At 61.4% G+C, this 16044-nt stretch carries 20 protein-coding genes; 7 read left to right on the top strand and 13 right to left on the bottom strand.

The features are described from left to right. Positions 1-246 precede the first annotated feature (246 nt). From KBY78_RS08660 to KBY78_RS08685, 6 genes are all read right to left on the bottom strand, one after another. A complete protein-coding gene (locus tag KBY78_RS08660; RefSeq protein WP_255143249.1) occupies positions 247-1185 on the bottom strand; it encodes a transketolase family protein in 939 nt (312 codons plus the stop codon). Further along, on the bottom strand, positions 1182-1973 hold the full coding sequence (locus tag KBY78_RS08665; protein ID WP_255143250.1) for a transketolase: 792 nt from the start codon (positions 1971-1973) through the stop codon (positions 1182-1184). Before KBY78_RS08665 ends, KBY78_RS08660 begins: the two co-directional genes overlap by 4 nt. 66 nt (positions 1974-2039) lie before the next feature. Beyond that, positions 2040-3575: a lipopolysaccharide biosynthesis protein RfbH gene (gene rfbH / locus KBY78_RS08670; protein ID WP_255143251.1), complete on the bottom strand. Its 1536-nt coding sequence runs from the start codon at positions 3573-3575 to the stop codon at positions 2040-2042. Continuing rightward, entirely contained in the window at positions 3572-4681 is a 1110-nt protein-coding gene (gene rfbG / locus KBY78_RS08675; RefSeq protein ID WP_255143252.1) for a CDP-glucose 4,6-dehydratase, read from the bottom strand. The genes rfbH and rfbG overlap by 4 nt, the downstream gene beginning before the upstream one ends. Further along, entirely contained in the window at positions 4681-5451 is a 771-nt protein-coding gene (gene rfbF, locus KBY78_RS08680; protein WP_255143253.1) for a glucose-1-phosphate cytidylyltransferase, read from the bottom strand. The genes rfbG and rfbF overlap by 1 nt, the downstream gene beginning before the upstream one ends. Positions 5452-5527: 76 nt before the next feature. After that, a complete protein-coding gene (locus tag KBY78_RS08685) occupies positions 5528-7567 on the bottom strand; it encodes a hypothetical protein (protein ID WP_255143254.1) in 2040 nt (679 codons plus the stop codon). Positions 7568-8136: 569 nt separating this feature from the next. Here KBY78_RS08685 and KBY78_RS08690 point away from each other — a divergent pair. Next, a complete protein-coding gene (locus KBY78_RS08690) occupies positions 8137-8418 on the top strand; it encodes a sigma factor-like helix-turn-helix DNA-binding protein (RefSeq protein WP_255143255.1) in 282 nt (93 codons plus the stop codon). An 11-nt stretch (positions 8419-8429) separates the two neighbouring features. Here the strand turns inward: KBY78_RS08690 and KBY78_RS08695 are convergent, their stop codons facing one another. The 7 genes from KBY78_RS08695 to KBY78_RS08725 all read right to left on the bottom strand — a co-directional run bounded on the left by KBY78_RS08695 (position 8430) and on the right by KBY78_RS08725 (position 12854). Beyond that, positions 8430-8624: a hypothetical protein gene (locus KBY78_RS08695; protein WP_255143256.1), complete on the bottom strand. Its 195-nt coding sequence runs from the start codon at positions 8622-8624 to the stop codon at positions 8430-8432. Positions 8625-8627: 3 nt separating this feature from the next. Next, the gene (locus tag KBY78_RS08700) at positions 8628-9677 is read right to left on the bottom strand and encodes a hypothetical protein (RefSeq protein WP_255143257.1); all 1050 of its coding nucleotides are present in this window, start codon (positions 9675-9677) and stop codon (positions 8628-8630) included. 12 nt (positions 9678-9689) lie between these two features. Beyond that, positions 9690-10367, bottom strand: a complete 678-nt coding sequence (locus KBY78_RS08705) for a hypothetical protein (RefSeq protein ID WP_255143258.1) — start codon at positions 10365-10367, stop codon at positions 9690-9692. A gap of 39 nt (positions 10368-10406) precedes the next feature. Further along, positions 10407-10649 carry a hypothetical protein gene (locus tag KBY78_RS08710; protein ID WP_255143259.1) on the bottom strand — a complete coding sequence of 81 codons (243 nt, stop codon included), beginning with the start codon at positions 10647-10649 and terminating at the stop codon, positions 10407-10409. A 77-nt stretch (positions 10650-10726) separates the two neighbouring features. Next, on the bottom strand, positions 10727-11443 hold the full coding sequence (locus KBY78_RS08715; protein ID WP_255143260.1) for a hypothetical protein: 717 nt from the start codon (positions 11441-11443) through the stop codon (positions 10727-10729). A 10-nt stretch (positions 11444-11453) separates the two neighbouring features. Continuing rightward, positions 11454-11888 carry a hypothetical protein gene (locus tag KBY78_RS08720; RefSeq protein ID WP_255143261.1) on the bottom strand — a complete coding sequence of 145 codons (435 nt, stop codon included), beginning with the start codon at positions 11886-11888 and terminating at the stop codon, positions 11454-11456. A 60-nt stretch (positions 11889-11948) separates the two neighbouring features. Further along, positions 11949-12854, bottom strand: a complete 906-nt coding sequence (locus KBY78_RS08725) for a major capsid protein (RefSeq protein WP_261350043.1) — start codon at positions 12852-12854, stop codon at positions 11949-11951. 101 nt (positions 12855-12955) lie between these two features. Here KBY78_RS08725 and KBY78_RS08730 point away from each other — a divergent pair, with 101 nt between their 5' ends. The 6 genes from KBY78_RS08730 (at position 12956) to KBY78_RS08755 (ending at position 15569) form a co-directional block, all read left to right on the top strand. Further along, positions 12956-13174 carry a hypothetical protein gene (locus KBY78_RS08730; RefSeq protein ID WP_255143263.1) on the top strand — a complete coding sequence of 73 codons (219 nt, stop codon included), beginning with the start codon at positions 12956-12958 and terminating at the stop codon, positions 13172-13174. After that, positions 13174-13521 carry a type II toxin-antitoxin system PemK/MazF family toxin gene (locus tag KBY78_RS08735; RefSeq protein ID WP_255143264.1) on the top strand — a complete coding sequence of 116 codons (348 nt, stop codon included), beginning with the start codon at positions 13174-13176 and terminating at the stop codon, positions 13519-13521. Before KBY78_RS08730 ends, KBY78_RS08735 begins: the two co-directional genes overlap by 1 nt. A gap of 262 nt (positions 13522-13783) precedes the next feature. Continuing rightward, the gene (locus KBY78_RS08740; protein WP_255143265.1) at positions 13784-13984 is read left to right on the top strand and encodes a hypothetical protein; all 201 of its coding nucleotides are present in this window, start codon (positions 13784-13786) and stop codon (positions 13982-13984) included. 51 nt (positions 13985-14035) lie between these two features. Continuing rightward, positions 14036-14779, top strand: coding sequence for a L,D-transpeptidase (locus tag KBY78_RS08745; RefSeq protein WP_255143266.1), 744 nt, complete (start codon positions 14036-14038; stop codon positions 14777-14779). A 52-nt stretch (positions 14780-14831) separates the two neighbouring features. After that, entirely contained in the window at positions 14832-15098 is a 267-nt protein-coding gene (locus KBY78_RS08750; RefSeq protein ID WP_255143267.1) for a hypothetical protein, read from the top strand. A gap of 114 nt (positions 15099-15212) precedes the next feature. Beyond that, complete coding sequence (locus tag KBY78_RS08755; RefSeq protein ID WP_255143268.1) at positions 15213-15569, top strand: hypothetical protein; 357 nt, start codon at positions 15213-15215, stop codon at positions 15567-15569. Positions 15570-16044 lie beyond the last annotated feature (475 nt).

Here is a 16044-nt window from a genome sequence, read left to right on the forward strand (position 1 = left end):
ACGTTGGAAAGCCCCTGGATCTCTGCTCAAAACCGTTATGCGGCAATCCAAGCTGAGCTTCTCGTTGGCATCAAGCAGGGATGCCAGCAGCCATTTGCCGATGAAGCCGGTGCCACCAGCAATGAAAATGCTTTGAGCGGTAAGCGCCCGCCATGAAGATATCCCGAGCACATCGTGGCAGCGTTGTAGGTCCTCTTCAGCAATGTCCAACGGCATCAAACAAGATGGGATCTCCTGCATTGATTTCTACGCAAAAGCGATAGAACTTGAAGCGAGCGATTGGCAATAGGCCCCGACCCGTTCGCGCACGCTATCAGTGTCAATTCCATGCTCGCGCAGCAGATAAGCATGGGTTCCGCAATGTTCCGAAAAGCGGTCAGGCACGCCGATGCGAAGCACTCTGGTGGGCTGATGCTCGCTGGTGATCTCGGTTACCGCAGCGCCAAGGCCGCCGAGCACCGAATGCTCCTCAAGGGTGACTAGGCCAAGCGTTGCACAGGCTGCAGCACAAACATCATCTACATCGAGCGGCTTCAAAATTGGCGCACTCCAAACCATAAGATCTAAGTCCGTAGCTATATCAACAGCAGCTCGCACCATCGATCCTGTGGCGATCAGGCCAGGCCGATCGGACCTCCCATCGCGGATCTTCAACAGGCGCCCTGGCTGTAGAGAGTTGATCGGGCCCCTGTGAACATCGCCAAGATCCGCCTTGCCCATGCGGAGATAAACAGGGCAGATCGTTGCATAGGCGTAGTCCATCGAAGCGATCATCTCATAGCGATCGGCAGGAGATAACACTTGCAATTGAGGGATTGCCCTGGTGCAGGCAATGTCTTCGGTCGACTGATGACTGGTGCCAAGGTGGCTATATACAAAGCCCGCCCCGTCCCCCAGAAGAACAACAGGAAGCTCGTCATGGGCGATGTCCAGCTTGATTTGCTCGACAGTGCGGATAGGGACGAAGGCGGCAAGGCCATAAACAAATGGCCGGAAGCCGACGCGCGCTAGGCCGGCAGCCATGCCGACCATATTCTGCTCGGCGATGCCGGCGTTGATGTATTGGTCGGGGCAGCTTTTGCGAAATTCATCAAACAATGAATAGCCATGATCGCCGGTCAGCAAGAGAATCCTGGAGTCGGCAAGTGCCAGGCGCACAAGCGCATTGGAAAAAGCTTCTCTCATTTCGATGCTCCAGTAAATCCAAGCTCGCTGAGTGCTGCAGCAAAGGTCTGTGGGTCCAGACGCGTGTAATGCCAGAGGTTGATGGATTCCATAAATGAAACCCCCTTTCCCTTGACTGTACGAGCGATTAGGGCCTTGGGTTTGGTGGGGCTAATGTCCCAAAGCTGGCGGATTGCTTCATCGATCGCAGACTCATCATGGCCATCTACCTCGAGGGCCTCAAAGCCAAAGCTGGAAAACTTTGCTTTCAGATGTCCCAAAGCGAGCACATCGTCGGTCGTGCCCATCGCCTGGAAGCCGTTTTTATCGACCATCAGCATCAGGTTGTTCAGCCCGTGATGGGCCGCCACTAAGGCGCCCTCCCAGATCGGGCCTTCGTTCAGCTCACCATCGCCAACGATGGCGTACACCTTCTGATCCGTTCCCTTTCTCTTCAGCCCAAGGGCGATGCCAACTCCCACCGAAAATCCATGGCCCAGCGATCCAGAGGTAACCTCAAGCCCTACAACGCGCGAATCGGACAAACCCTTAAGATCAGTGCCATCTTTGAAGTAATTCTGGATGTGTGAATCCTCTAGCCAGCCCAGTTCATGCATGCAGGCGTACTGGGCCATCACGCCGTGGCCCTTGCTCAACACCAGATAGTCACGCCCCTCAGCACGCGGATCATTGCCGGGGTAGCGAAGGTGGTGTCGGTAAAGGACGGTCAACAACTCGATAATCGAGAAGGCGCAAGCAATGTGAACGGTGGAGCCGGCATAGGCCATCTCGAGCACGGTGCGGCGCATCCGGGCAGGATCAAATGGAGTGATTGAGCTCTCTGAGATACTAGAGGTCATCGAATAAGGTTCATATCAATGCAATCCTGAGCCCATTGAGCTTGCAACAGAACATGATTCCGTTTGAACTCGCAAGAAATCTGCAATCACTTTGATTTCCTGGTTCAGCATCGCCTGGGTTAAGCCGGGAAAGGTGCCCAGGAAAAGCGTGCTGTTCATGATCTCGTCCGATCCCGTCATCTCCCCCATAACCCTCAGCGCCTCAGGCCGATCCTGGCGCAGCTGCACGAAGGCAGGCTGGCGCAGCAGGTTGCCGCCGAAGAGCATGCGGTTGCCGATCTTATGATGGTCCAGCTCCTGGGCCAGCTCGGTGCGGCTGAAGGGGGCGGTCGGCTTCACGGCAATCTTGAAGCCGAACCAGGAGCAGTCCGTGCGGCAGCCGGTGTCATCCCAGGAGAACCCGCGGTCGGGATCCCAGCCGGTGGCATGGGTCGGCAGTGCGAACTCGAGCACGTCTTCATGGGCCGCCAGACCCCGGCGCAACGTCTCCCAGTTCTGCTTGCGGGCCTCGATGAATTGCGGCAGGCGGCGCAGCTGCACCCGGCCGATCGCCGCCTGGGGATCGAGCGGTTTGAGGTTGTAGCCCAGGTGGCTGTAGGTGTACTTGTGGTCATAGCCGGCGGGAAGTTCGCCCAGCTGCCAGCCGAAGCGCTTGTTGCAGGTGTTGTCGATGCCACTTGGGCACCAGCAGTCGCGTCCCCAGTCGCGAAAGCTTTCGGCGATCACCTTGAGCTTCTGGTCGCGCACGATGTTCACCGCACCGCCCTCGCCCATGGTGAGGTGATGGGGCGGGTAGAAGCTCTGGGTACTCAGGTCATCCCAGGTGCCGGTCCAGCGCACCACCCGATCGGGGTCCTCATTGTGGCCAGGGCTGTGCTCGCTGAAGCTCAGGCTTTCTGCCAGCTCGCGGGGCATGGAGTAGCTGCAGCCCAGGGCATCGCAGTTGTCTTCCACCAGCCACAGGTTGTATTTGCGGCAGAAGGCCAGGGTGGTGGCCAGATCGAACGGGTTGCCCAGGGCGTGGGCCATCATCACGGCCTTAGTTTTGCCCGGGCTGTAGGCCGCCTCCAGCTGTTCGCAACTGGCATTGCCCGTGATCGGATCGGCGTCGATGAACACCGGCACCGCCCCCACCTGCACGATCGGCGCAACTGTGGTGGGGAAGCCCGCCGCCACGGTGATCACCTCATCGCCGGGCTTGATCCGCCGCGCTGCCGGCAGCTTGGGTGAGGTGAGCGCCGAAATGGCGATCAGGTTGGCGCTGGAGCCGGAATTCACCAGCAGGCTGTGGCGCACCCCCAGGAAGGCGGCCAGTTCCTGCTGGAAGGCCTCGCCCTCCTTGCCCAGGGTGAGCCAAAAGTCGAGGGTGCTGCTTACAGCTGCTTCAACTTCGTCTTCCGTGAACACGCGGCCGGCGTAGGGGATGGTGGTGCCCTCCTGCCAGGGGTTGCGCTCGGGGTCGGCGGCGGGGCGGAATCCGCCGTGAACCTGGCGGGAGTATTCGCGGGTAAGGCGGAGGATCTCCTGGCGCAGGGCGGCGGGGTTGGTCATGTTTGCGAGAACTCCATTGCCTTCATGCTGTGGGTGTAAGCCTCCAGATCGGCCAGGCAGCATTCCATGGGACTGGCCCCCTCCTGCACAGCGCGATACCAATCCACTGTGCGTACCACGGTAGTGGCAAAATCCCAGCGCGGCTGCCAGCCCAGTTGCTGGCGGGCCTTGCTGATCTCCAGCTGCAGCAGGCCTGCTTCATGTGGGGCCTGGGGGGCGCTCTGGTCGCTCCAGCTGCCGGGCCAGTGCCGTAGCGCTTCCTCTAGAAGCTCCTGCACGCTGCGGTTGGCCTCCGGGTTGGGGCCGAAGTTGAAGGCGCTGGCGTGGGCATGGCCTGCTTTTGCCAGAAGTTCGGCCAGTAAGAGATAGCCACCCAGAGGCTCCAACACGTGCTGCCAGGGGCGTGTGGCTTTTGGGCGACGCACCGCAATGGTTTGCCCAGCGGCCAGAGCGCGCATGGCATCGGGCACGATACGATCTTCTGCCCAGTCGCCACCGCCGATCACATTGCCGGCCCGGGCCGTGGCAATACGCAGATGGGGGGTTTGGTGGGTAGCAGTGCCACAAAAACTGGCACGCCAACTGGCGATAGCTAGCTCTGCAGCCGCCTTGCTGGCGCTGTAGGGGTCGTGGCCGCCGAGCCGGTCGCATTCGCGGTAGCCGTGGGGCCACTCGCGGTTTTCGTACACCTTGTCGGTGGTCACCATCACCACGGCGCAGGGATGCTCGAGGGGCTTGAGCGCTTCCAGCAGGTGCAGCGAGCCCTGCACGTTGGTGGCCCAGGTTCCTAAGGGGTCGCGGTAGCTGCGGCGCACAAGGGGCTGGGCCGCCAGGTGCAGCACTACCTCGGGTTGGCACAGCTCTACCAGGGCATTGAGCTCGGCCAGATCAGCCAGGTTGCCTACCTGATGGTGCCAGGCGTGGGATTGAGTTGGCCGTTCTGCCGCCAGCTGGCGAAACAGGTTCGGCGCTGGTTCTGCCTCCAGGGAATAGCACCACACCTGGGCACCGAGCTCCTGCAACCAGAGCAGCAGCCAGGCGCCCTTGAAGCCCGTATGACCCGTGAGCAGCACCCGGCGGCCACGCCAAAACGCTGGATCCAGCATCACCACAGCTTCCAGGGGGCCCGGCCGCTGGCCCAGAGCTCCTCCAAGTGGTGGCGATCGCGCAGGGTATCCATCGGCTGCCAGAAGCCGTGGTGGTGGTAGGCCGTGAGCTGCCCCTCGGCGGCCAGGCCCCGCAGCGGTTCCTGCTCCCAGATCGTTGCATCAGCTTCGATGCGATCGATCACCTCGGGTTCCAGCACAAAGAAGCCGCCGTTGATCCAGATGCCATCACCTTGGGGTTTTTCCTGAAAGCCCTCCACGGCAGCGTCGCTACCGATCTGCAGGGATCCAAACCGCCCCGGCGGCTGCACGGCCGTCACCGTGGCCAATCGCCCATGGCTGCGGTGGTGTGCGATCAGGGTGGTCACATCCACGTCGGCTACACCATCGCCATAGGTGAAACAGAAGCTACCGCCATCAAGGTATTCCCGCACCCGCTTCAGGCGTCCGCCGGTCATGGTGGCTTCGCCGGTATCCACCAAGGTGACCTGCCAGGGTTCGGCTTTCTTGTGGTGCACCTCCATCGAATTGAGCTTCATGTGAAAGGTCACATCGCTCATGTGGAGGAAGTAATTAGCAAAATATTCCTTGATCAGGTAGCCCTTGTAGCCGCAGCAGATCACAAATTCATTAATGCCGTGGGCGCTGTAGATCTTGAGGATGTGCCAAAGAATAGGTTTGCCGCCGATCTCCACCATCGGCTTTGGCTTGAGGTGGGTTTCTTCGCTGATGCGGGTACCAAGGCCTCCAGCTAGAATTACCGCCTTCATATAGTTGCTGATCGGAGTTTAGCGCGACTGTCGGCACTCAAGTAAAAAATTGGTCGCTTAGCGATACACATCTGCATCAGTTCATGCTCCAATAAACAAAATCACCATCCGATTTGCGAGCAAACATTCCAGGAGGCGCTTCTTTGATAATTTCAGGCTCACCAGCATAACCCAGAAAGGCCCACTGGGTTATCTGCACTTTTCCAATATTCCTTGGCTCACCAGATCTGTTGCCGCCATAATCAGTTATGGCGACATCCCAACCCTTATTCCGTAGCGATTGCAAACAGCTTAGGGTCACAGAATACTGTTCCTTAGGGATAGAGGATAGAGGCTTTATCTTGCATTCGGAATAAGCCCTGCGTGACCCAGGGCTGCCCAGAATGTCCAAGAAAGAACCTTGCCCAGATTCTAATAAAATCAGATTAGGATTAGAAGTTGTTAAAATGGAAGCTCGTCGTACCACATTGGAAGTCTCCTCATCGACACTTCTAACATTCTTAAGCAGGCTTCCGTTTTTTTGCAATACAGCATGAATTGGAAGTCCGCGAATGACGGTTGCGTTCACAGCTATTGACCCAAACGTAAAGCAAAGACAGACGCTAGCGAGTATAGCAATATTCCGCTCCCTGTTTAACTGTTTCTTAAGCTCGCTTCTTTCGTTTATCAAATATGCTGCTGCTGGCAGAGCAGTACCTACAGCCCACCACGCGTGAAGTCCATCTGATAACGGATAAAACTGAGTGAGCGAGAAAACCCCAATCGGCAGAACTGTACACATATAGCTTATACTGGGATTACTTTCTAAATCATAACTCTTTGCATTTGTAAACTTTTTTATGCAGCCTATTAAAACTATACTGGCTACAGAATATGAGAGCAACCTTGTATAATTGGGCTCTGCTAGTTGCCCCCGGATTAATCCGAGCACTCCAATCTTATTTCCAACTACCATAGATATAGCAATAGCCACCCATAAAAGCAGCTTGACACGTCTTGTGAGACTGGCAAAAAGCAGAATAGTTATGAGAATGGCAGCAACCGAGTAATCATTAATAATGACTGGAAACAGTCTTTTCACCAATCCAATCGACTGCCCTCCAGCAAAATATTGGAATTGAGATCGAAAGATATCATTTATATAATTATTGAGATAGTCCAATCCGCCAATTAACTTAACTTGCATGGTGAAGGATAAGATCATGCCAAATGCAAGTGACGAAAACATGATCACATTGTCTTTGCCAAAAAACTCATTTATATAGTGTAAAATGCCCCAGTCATTTGATCCTATGCCATGTTTTTCATGGTTTATCTTCTTCTTTAAAGTTAATCCAACCATTAGTAATTTGCTTGCTACCACTCCAGCGATCATTGAGAGACCGATTGTAAACTTTGTGAAAAAGATGCAGCCCAACAGGAATCCGCTTGCAATCTCTAGTGTAATTCGTGGAAGACGACCTGGGAACGATGCATTATCCTTTGCGTTGCTACACCTGTGAGCTAATGAATTGTTGAACATTTGAGTGTGAGTTTTGGAGCTTCCCTCTTGTTTTGATTCACTAGCTCTGATATTCCGAAGAGCATTAGCGAAAAGCTTGTTACTCCAATATGTCACAACCGTTAATATGCATATCAAAAAAATTGCTACATCTGAAGACCAAGCCAAAAAATGTCCAAAGCTTGTTATTCCAGTTTTTGCCGAAGTATAGTCAAAAGAAGCCCATATCAGCACAAGGAGAAGCAGCCAGATTCTTTCCCTGCGCTTCAGTTCGCAGCAGTAACTTATACATATTAAGCCCAAATAATTCAGAAGCAGTAATGACACACGGAGGCTTATAAGTGTTTTGCCAAATATAGCGAGCATCAGACCCTTTATGGCAGCATCAACAGCTCCGTAGTGTGTGTAGAAGTCTTTGTGAGGAAGCAGCCCTTCGCTGGCAAAAAGTCCAGGCGCTAGTGCGTAATAGTCATGGTGCGGATCAAAGCCAATATTAATAAAATAAATAGATCTTCCAATTGCCGCCGCTAATGCGGCCAGAATTGCGATCTCAAGCCAAGAGTTGTGAATTTTGATTATCAAGTTGCTGACTCTTTGACTTGCCTTGGTGTTCATAATTTTGATTCTGCTAGTGATTTGGGAGTTTCCCCTGTGCATTCCATGAATTTGGTTTTGGTTTTATTCGGAGCCTGCTGGGAGCAGGGAAAATCCTGCGAAAAATGATGATTTGTTGGCTGGAGAAGGCGGCTCGACTGGAGAGCAGCGACTAGCTGTCCTCTCAACTTTCGATGGATGCGCGCATGCTGCCCAGGATTGCTCTGCAGTAGATCCGGACATTGGCCTATGAAGTAATATATTGAATAAATACACCTTTTGTGAGCTCTAATTTTCAGAAGATTGGCTTTTGGAGGTAACCGAAAAACAGGTACCAGCTTTATTGCTATATGCATTTTACCTGCACGGCTTCAACGGTTGGCAAATTGTCGCAAAATTATAGCTTGATTTGCTGCCTGGGTTGTCCTAAGTACAGTCGTGTTCATCGTGCGCCGTACCGCATATGCCCTCGGTTGTCTTCGGTAACAACGCATACCGTTACCCCCTGGACAATCTGCGGGTGATGTGTGGGTTGATTTACAAAGGCCAACGCCTGCGGGGGCCTCGGGCTGGATATCAACTCTGATGGAGTGCCGGGCCTGCTCGATCAGCTGGCTTCCCCTGAGCCCGAGCTGGCTTCCAGCGAGGCCGAGCAGCAGCTGGCGCTGGAGCAGCTGGTCGATCAGCTGCCGGCAGCCCAGGCCACGGCCCTGAGGCTCACGCTTCTGAAGGGCCTGTCGCTGCGGGCCGCAGCCGAGCGGCTCGAGATCAGCGTCATGTCGGTGTCGCACCGAGAGGTGCGCCTGGCGACTCTTCTGGCCCAGAAGAAGGCGATCGCGGCCCTGCGCCAGCAGCTCGCAGGCGGGGGCTGATGCCCCTTCACTCAGCTCTGCTCAAACACCAGCGTGGAAAGCGGCCACCAGCCGCTGCCGCCCTCGACGTAGGTCAGCTCCACCATCGGATCGGCGTCACTGCTGTCTGCCGCCAGGTTGATCACGGTGGCGCCGGTCTCTGGGCTGATCTGGTCGCGCCAGCAGCGCGCTCCAATCGCCGGCAGAGGTGTTGTGGGGTCGGGCATCGGTCAGGGGCTCACCATCATCCGGTTGCCAGCACCGCTGTTGCTCACAGCCGCGAACTGTCGCCGCTGGGGCGACCAGCAGAGCGAGCGCCAGCCCAGATCAGCCGGGGAGCTGCGCACCGTCCAGTTGAAGCCATCGACGCTTGTCATGATCCTGTTGCCAGTGCCGCTGCTGGAGACGGCCACCAGCAGCTCCCGCTCCGGCGCCCAGCAGATGGAGGTCCAGGCGTTGTCGGCCGCCGAGCTGCGGCTGCTCCAACTGATCCCGTCCAGGGAGGTCATCACCCGATTGCCCCGGCCGCTGCTGCTCACCGCCACCAGCAAACCCAGCTCCGCTGCCCAGCAGATCGCCGTCCAGCTGTTGGCTGCGGCGGCTGTCCGCAGCGTCCAGTTGCGGCCATCGCTTGAGGTCATCACCCGCTGGCTCCCGCCGGTGCTGCTCACCGCCAAGAACAAGTCCAGCTGCGGTGCCCAGCACAACGAGCGCCAGTCCTGATCCGCGGCAGCCGGGCCGGCTTTCCAGGTGAGGCCATCCGGGCTGGTCATCACCCGGTTGCCCGTGCCGGTGCTGGACACGGCCACCAGCAGGCCCAGCTCGGGCGACCAGCAGATCGCGGTCCAGTTGTTATTGGCCGGCGTCTGGCGCAGGGTCCAGCTGCGCCCATCCGCTGAGGTCATCACCCGATTCCCAATGCCGCTGTCGCTGACGGCGACAAACAGCCCCAGCTCCGCGGCCCAGCAGAGCGCCACCCAGTTCTGATCGGCTGCTGATGGTTGGGGGCTCCAGCGGATGCCATCGCCTGAGGTCATCACCCGGTTGCCCGTGCCGCTACCCGCTACGCAGACGTAGATCTGCAACTCCGGCGACCAGCAGATCGCCTGCCAGCTGTTGTCCGCCGCTGAGCGCACAGTTGACCAAACCACACCGCTGATTCCCAGCACTGGCGGCGGGTTCAGCAGTTCCGCCAGTGCTGCTCCCGTCAATTGATAAGTACCGGCCTCGGGGCCCGTGGGGCGGGTGATCGCCAGCAGGTCGCCTGCTTGGAGCGTCATCAGCTGGGTCACTCAGGGCAGGGCCGGCAGGGAGCTCAGATCCAGGGGCATGTAGTCGCCGGCCGGCTGGGCGGTGGCTATCGCCGCCTGCAGCTGGGCCGCATCCACCACACGCCCGGGTGTGCCGTCCGCCAGCGCCAACGGGTCGGCCAGCTGCACCACTCCCGGTGCCTCGGCTGTGGCCAGGGCCACGCTGAGCATCGGTTGGGCGGGATCGGTTTCATCGACGACCAGCGGTGCGGCCACCTGGATGCGGATCACGCCGGCGCCATCGGGCCCCAGGGCGGCGTTGGAGCTCCAGGTCGTGCCTTCAAACAACAGCAGATCCCCCTGGGCGATGTCCGCTCCGGCGATGCCGCTCCAGCTGGCCATGGCGGGGCCGGAGCTGCTGGCGATGTACACATCCCCCGCCTCGGCGCCAGCCGGGGCCTCGGTGGTGGTGGGGGCGATCGCCCCCCTGTAGGTAAGTGCGCCAGGGATGGCGGCATGGAGGGTGCCGTCGGCATCCACCGAGAGATTGGTGCCGGGCTTGATCGCACCGATTGCCACTGCCGTGGCGGGGCTGAGCATGAACGCTTTGACCTCCTCGGCAGTGGCCCGGTAAGGCGCGCTGCCGCGCTGCACCAGCAGCAGGTCGCTGGGCTGGGGCAGGGAACGGCCGGCGGTGCGGCTCTCGGTGGTGCTGGCCATGGTGATCAGTGCAGAAGGGGAAGGCGTTCAGACGAGAGATCAAGGCGGCAGGGGGCTGAGCAAGCGCAGGTCGAGCGCGATCACCACCACCCCATCGCCGGCGGCGGCACTCACCAGCGGCGCCAGGGCCTGCAGTGCCGTGATGCCGCCGGTGGGCGGCGGTTCAGGGGTGCCGCCGTCCTGCAGCTGGGCCTGGCCCAGAAAAATCACCCCCTGGGGCCGGCTGCTGCTGCGGCACTGGGCCGTCAGCTCGGCCAGCACAGCCGGATCGGGAGTGGCCATCGGCGCCAGGGCAGTGCTGCTGAGCTGTTGCCAGCCCCCAGCCAGGAATGCGCTGGCCGGGGCAGCGCTGGCTGGGATCAGAGCAGGGCATCCCCCAGCTCCAGGGCCGCCAGATCCGCGGCATCGTTGATGCCCTCGTTGCTGCCGCTGGCCTGGGCTTCCAGCGCCGTGGCCTGCTCCACCAGTTCGGTCTTGGTCTGGCTGCCATCGAGCTCCACGCCGTAGACGGTGGAGCAGAACTCGACGATCTGGGCCTTGGTCATCGCCGGGAAGTCAGGCGGCTCAACGGCCAGCCGGGCCTCCCCACTGCCAGCGTCGTCGCCAGTAGCACCACCAGTGGCGCCGCCAGTGGCGGTTTCAGTAGGGGGCTCCGGTTCAGTGATGCCGGCCGACTCCGGCTCCAATGCCCGCTCGGCCTCTGGTTCGCTAGCGGGTGCAGGTGCCAGCTCAGGCTCTTGTTGCTCGGGCTCTGGCTCTTCCGGCTCTGGTTGTTCCGGCTCCGGCTGAGGTGCTGCAGCATCCGGCTGCAGCTGCCAGCCCAGCGCCTGCCAGCCGGCCAGATGCACCGGCCAGATTGAGCGGCTCTCGCCGTCCTTGCTGATCAGCAGCTGGCTCGGCGGCAGCAGCGCTGCATCGCCCACACCCGGATCAGGGGTGACGGTCAGCCGCTGCTCCGGGCCCGAGAGGCGAACAGGCGTGGAAGCGGGGTTGCTGCCATCCAGGGGATGCAGCAGCTCCAGCGGCAGGACCTCAGCTCCGGTCGCCACGTTGAGGGTGTCGATTGGGTTGCCCATGGCGCTCACCTCACAGCCCCTGGTTGGCGGTGAGCGCCACGGACATCCCCACCGGCGTGGCAGCGGAAACCACAGCCCGCGCCACTCGCAGGCAGGGCGGCGTGATCAGCGCGCTGTCAGCCGGGTTGATCAGCAGGGCGGCGCCGCTGATGATCGCCTCCACCTTGCCGCCAGCGGCAGGGATGGCGACGGCCGCGGCGGTGATCCAGCTGCCGGCGTTGCCATCGGCCAGCAGCGGCGCCAGCTCCAGGGTCACCGTCACCGCCTCGCTGTGGCCGGGGTGGGAGGCGACGAGCACAAAGGAGCTGGTGGCATCGAGGTCGGTGCCGAGGTTCACGACATCGCCGCTCGTGCGGATGTGTTCGTAGCAGTCGGTAGCGGAGTGGTTGATCCAGCCGACGAGCACGGTTTGTGCATCGAGCAGCCGGGTGGCTTGAGAGGTCATCAGGGGTCTCCTGGGTGTGGGGGTTGAGGTAATGGGATGCGTGCGTGTGCAGGGGTTGGCTCAGACCACCAGCGCGATGGGTGCGACGTTGAACAGCCGCCCTGCTGCCTTGCGGTTGCACACCGCAAAGCCCACGTACCAATCGACCCGCGTGCGGAATACCGGCGCGTCATGCACCTCGCCGAAGTCCCGCACCGAGATGCCGTAGCGCCCCTCGAACGGGCCCTGCAGGCCGCAGACCGCCGCATCACCCAGCACGCAGCAGTAGATCGAGGTGGTGTCGCCTGGTTCGTCGTAACCGAGTACGGCGTTGCCCTCGGCGTCCTCCTCCACCAGCAGGATCTCGATCCCCTCGAAGTAGTGGCGGCCGTCGATCACCTCGTAGAGGTCGCCGCCGGCCTGGCGGGAGGCGGTGCTGATCTGGCGGCGGGCGGCCTTGCTGGCGATCAGCACCTTGTCGCCGCCGTAGCCGATCACGCTGTCGGTCAAAGCCTCCAGCGCCAGCAGGTTCAGCGTGCTGCCGCCGTTGTCGATGGTCTGGTCCTCGCCAGGCACCAGGCGCTTGCTCAGCCCGTTGAACGCCCGCGGATCGAAGGTGTCATCGCCATTGATAATCGCCGCCTCAAGGGTCAGGCGCATCGAGCGCACCTTCATCTCGGTCTGGGCAGCACGGGCCTCAGGGCCCTGCAGATCCACGATCGAGCGGTCCACATCCAGGTCACCGCCAAAGAGGTGCACAAACTCCGAATCGGAGTTGATCACCCCATAGCTCTGTCGGTAGCCCTCGTTGACGGCCCGGAAACCAACGCGGGGCAGCTTGGTCTCCGCCGGGAAGCTCAACGAGCCACCGACGAGGTTGCGGAAGGGCAGGCGGCGCAGCAGCTCCCCCTCGGCAAAGGTCTTGAGCACCGCCAGCTGTTCGGCGCGGCGGGCGTATTTCTGCGCCTCGATCAAGGTCAGGCCCAAGGGCACGCTCCAGGGGCCTGGCCCCAGTGACAACAGCAGCTGTTGCCAGGTCCCTTGTGGGCAGGGTGATCCTTGATGTTCAGGCTGCTTAGCCTGGGGCGATGACCAACCCCCAGCTCACCGAGAACCTGCTTGCGGTGATCCGCAGCCTGCCGGCTGACGATCGCCGCTGGCTGCTCAGGCAGCTGGAGCAGGACAGCAGCGACCTGAGTAACGGTGCCCTGGCTGAGCTGGCGATGGACGGGGGGGCCTTCGACGACCTGGCGGCTGAGCCTGACCTCTACAGCTTCTCGGACGGAGAAGCGATCGGCGCCAGCTGATGCTGAGCCGCTACGACATCGTGCTGGTCGCCTTCCCCTTCACGGATGGGCCTGCTGCCAAGCCTCGGCCGGCCTTGGTGATCACCACCAGTGAGCGCCATGGGGATGTGTTGCTGGCCTTCATCAGCTCCAACGTCAGCGGGCCCCCGGGCCGCGATGAGCTCGACATCCCTGCCGATCATCCAGGCTTCTCAGGCACTGGCCTGAAGGTGAGCTCGAGGCTGCGGCTCAGCCGCATGACAACCCTGGCGATGCCACTGGTGAAACGGCGCATCGGACTGCTGCCGCTGGCCTTGCAGGCGGGATGTCAACAGGTGCTGGAGCGGGTGATCTGCGGCCAGGGCTGAGCGTTCCCCTGTTGGCCAGTTCGTCGCTGTGATGGCAGTGGTCAGCACCGGTTCCCAATGCCGGGACCTGCAGCGCCCTGGGTCCCTGCTCCACCAGCTCTGAGTAGATCGGCTACGCGCAGCCCTCCTCATGGTCCGGGCGGCCTCAAGGGCTGCGCAAGTCAGCCGGACTGGTGAGTTGGCTGCGCTGCGCTCCGCATTGCAGAGGGGGCTGCCCCTTGACCCCGCCCGGCCTGCTGCAGGGTCTTCGCTGCGCCTTCCTATGGCTTCCGCATCCCTGATCCGCGCCTTCCAGCTCCTGAGCTCCCGCACCCTGGAGTGCCTGTGCGAGGAGGCCTCGGCCCACCGCCCTGCTCCTCTGGAGCGGCTGGAGCGGCTCTGCGCTGATCTGCTGTTTGAGCGCCAGGTGGCCACGCCAGCTTCGGTGCCCGTCTGGTGCCCCGTGAGCGAGCTGCCCTTCTGAGAGAGCAGCCCCAAGCCAGCAATGGCAACAGGGCTCAGCAGCACCACGCCCATGGCCAGCCCCATGACCCCCGAGCGGTTCCAGGACCGCTTTGAAGCATTTCGCGGTGAACCCCAGCAGGTCTCCGGCGTCTGGACCCTCCATGCCGCGATCACGGCGCTGCCCGGCAGCGAGGCCGTGCTCAATGAGCAGGCCCCCTGGGCGCTCACCTTCAGCCAGAAACCCGCGGCGCCCTCGGCACCAGCAGTCCCCAGCGGCGGACTCGATCCGCGCGGCTCAGAGGAAGCCGGGATGGCCGGCCCGCAGCTGGCAGCTCCCGTCCAGCCCGGCGACACCTACCTGCTGGTGAATGACCGGGACCAGGACATGGAGGCTTACGACCACAGCGGCCAGTTCCTCTGGAAGATCCCCTGTCTGGCCCGCGGCCAGGGGAGCGACACCGACTGGACCCAGAACAGCACCGACACCCCACCAGGCCTCTACAAGCTCGGCCAGCTCTACGCCGACTACGAGCAGAACCCCAATCCCCCCTGCTCCGATACCGCCATGGGCTACGGCTGGTACTCCTTTGATATGGAGGAGCTGGAGGGCCAGGAGGTGGCCGTAGGCCGGGCCGGGATCATGCTCCATGGAGGCGGCTCGGCCTGCGGCTGGCCCGGCGCCTGGGCACCGCAGCAGCCCCTGCACCCCACCCTCGGTTGCGTTCGCCTGCACAACGCCGATCTGCGCGATCGGGTGCTCCCGCTATATCGCCAGGGAACCGTCTATGTGGGGGTGTTCCAAGAAAAAAAGTGATGGCGAGGCTGGTGCTGCCACCGGCTGGGGCCTGAGCAAGGGAGGAGCAGCGATGCAAGCCAACACCGCACCCCGGCCGCCCAAGCCGCCGTTCGACCGTGAGCGGTTTGTGTTCAAGATCCTGGCGGTGGTGATCGGCACCCAGCTGCTGATCTATTCCCTCGCCGCTGGGGTCTGCGGTCAGCGGGCGTTGGAGGGGCGATCGATCGGGCAGATCTGCCCCGGCACGCTGGAGCAGCTGCAGGGCGGCTTTGATTCCACCCTCAAGCTGCTGCTGGCGCTGCTGGGCGGAGCAGCGCTGACGCGAATGGACCGGTAGCGCCTGGTAGCGGGAGGGGGGCTTGCTCCGGGCCTCTCCAGTCTGAGGCCCTCCTGACGTCGGACCTCCGCTGGGATCGGTCCCGTCACTGCGCCGCTCTCGGCGCCGATCACCATGGCCATCAAGTCCACTGGGTTCTCTGCTGCCGCTGCCGCCTCTCCTTACTGCAGGCCAGAAGAGGATCCGTTCCTGCTGCTGGAGTCCTGCGGCAAAACCATCGAATCAATCCTGCGGGGCCATGCCGGCCGGCCGCTGCGGCGCACCTGGATTGATCGGCCCTATGGAGAGGAAGAGATCTCGCGGCTGGAGGAAGAGGTGCTGCCGGCGATCCAGCAATGCCTGGCGCGGATCGATGAGATCGATAGCGCCCTGGAAACAGAAGCCGAGCTGAGCTACCGCCAGCAGGTGGAGGCAGAAGCCTCGTTGCGCCGCGGCGGGCTGCAGCGCAGCGGGTCAAGGGCGGCTGTCTGATCCGATGGGGGCCCCTGGGCCCCTTTCGGCCTGCGTTGCTCCACCTCTCGCGCCTGCTCGGGCTGCGCGGCTCAGGCCTGGGGCAGACCAGGCCACCAGCCGGGCCGGGCTGAATCCGGAACGAGGTGGCTGGGGTGCTGCAGCGTGGGCAAGCAGGAAGCCGTTCCGTGGCAAGCCGCATCAGTCGTGACGGGAGCAGCTGGGACGGACCTCGATCCCAGGAGACCCAGCACCTCTGGTCGCCTGGCGCGGTGAGAAATCAGCACGGCACTTGCACCGTTGCCACTGGAGACTGGCTGGCCGGGCGGAGCGAAACCCCTCCGCAGCATGCCCCTCCGGCTTGCGCTGGCCAGGGCTGACGCGAGGCTCGCTGGGCTCGCCCCTGGCCAGCACTGCGCCTACAGGGCGTCTGGTCGGTGTTCTCCGCTCCACCCCAGCCATGGCCACTCCCCAAGGCCCCGTCTGCGAAGTCCGC

The organism is Synechococcus sp. EJ6-Ellesmere, assembly GCF_024345875.1.
In the GTDB taxonomy this organism is placed as follows: domain Bacteria; phylum Cyanobacteriota; class Cyanobacteriia; order PCC-6307; family Cyanobiaceae; genus Regnicoccus_A; species Regnicoccus_A antarcticus.

Coding starts and splice junctions, on each gene's coding strand:
- rfbH (WP_255143251.1), bottom strand. CDS start 3,575: ATGACCAACCCCGCCGCCCTGCGCCAGGAGATCCTCCGCCTTACCCGC.
- KBY78_RS08685 (WP_255143254.1), bottom strand. CDS start 7,567: ATGAACACCAAGGCAAGTCAAAGAGTCAGCAACTTGATAATCAAAATT.
- KBY78_RS08705 (WP_255143258.1), bottom strand. CDS start 10,367: ATGGCCAGCACCACCGAGAGCCGCACCGCCGGCCGTTCCCTGCCCCAG.
- KBY78_RS08710 (WP_255143259.1), bottom strand. CDS start 10,649: ATGGCCACTCCCGATCCGGCTGTGCTGGCCGAGCTGACGGCCCAGTGC.
- KBY78_RS08660 (WP_255143249.1), bottom strand. CDS start 1,185: ATGAGAGAAGCTTTTTCCAATGCGCTTGTGCGCCTGGCACTTGCCGAC.
- KBY78_RS08735 (WP_255143264.1), top strand. CDS start 13,174: ATGCTGAGCCGCTACGACATCGTGCTGGTCGCCTTCCCCTTCACGGAT.
- rfbG (WP_255143252.1), bottom strand. CDS start 4,681: ATGCTGGATCCAGCGTTTTGGCGTGGCCGCCGGGTGCTGCTCACGGGT.
- KBY78_RS08750 (WP_255143267.1), top strand. CDS start 14,832: ATGCAAGCCAACACCGCACCCCGGCCGCCCAAGCCGCCGTTCGACCGT.
- KBY78_RS08740 (WP_255143265.1), top strand. CDS start 13,784: ATGGCTTCCGCATCCCTGATCCGCGCCTTCCAGCTCCTGAGCTCCCGC.
- KBY78_RS08720 (WP_255143261.1), bottom strand. CDS start 11,888: ATGACCTCTCAAGCCACCCGGCTGCTCGATGCACAAACCGTGCTCGTC.
- KBY78_RS08730 (WP_255143263.1), top strand. CDS start 12,956: ATGACCAACCCCCAGCTCACCGAGAACCTGCTTGCGGTGATCCGCAGC.
- KBY78_RS08665 (WP_255143250.1), bottom strand. CDS start 1,973: ATGCGCCGCACCGTGCTCGAGATGGCCTATGCCGGCTCCACCGTTCAC.
- rfbF (WP_255143253.1), bottom strand. CDS start 5,451: ATGAAGGCGGTAATTCTAGCTGGAGGCCTTGGTACCCGCATCAGCGAA.
- KBY78_RS08745 (WP_255143266.1), top strand. CDS start 14,036: ATGGCCAGCCCCATGACCCCCGAGCGGTTCCAGGACCGCTTTGAAGCA.
- KBY78_RS08755 (WP_255143268.1), top strand. CDS start 15,213: ATGGCCATCAAGTCCACTGGGTTCTCTGCTGCCGCTGCCGCCTCTCCT.
- KBY78_RS08695 (WP_255143256.1), bottom strand. CDS start 8,624: ATGCCCGACCCCACAACACCTCTGCCGGCGATTGGAGCGCGCTGCTGG.
- KBY78_RS08700 (WP_255143257.1), bottom strand. CDS start 9,677: ATGACGCTCCAAGCAGGCGACCTGCTGGCGATCACCCGCCCCACGGGC.
- KBY78_RS08715 (WP_255143260.1), bottom strand. CDS start 11,443: ATGGGCAACCCAATCGACACCCTCAACGTGGCGACCGGAGCTGAGGTC.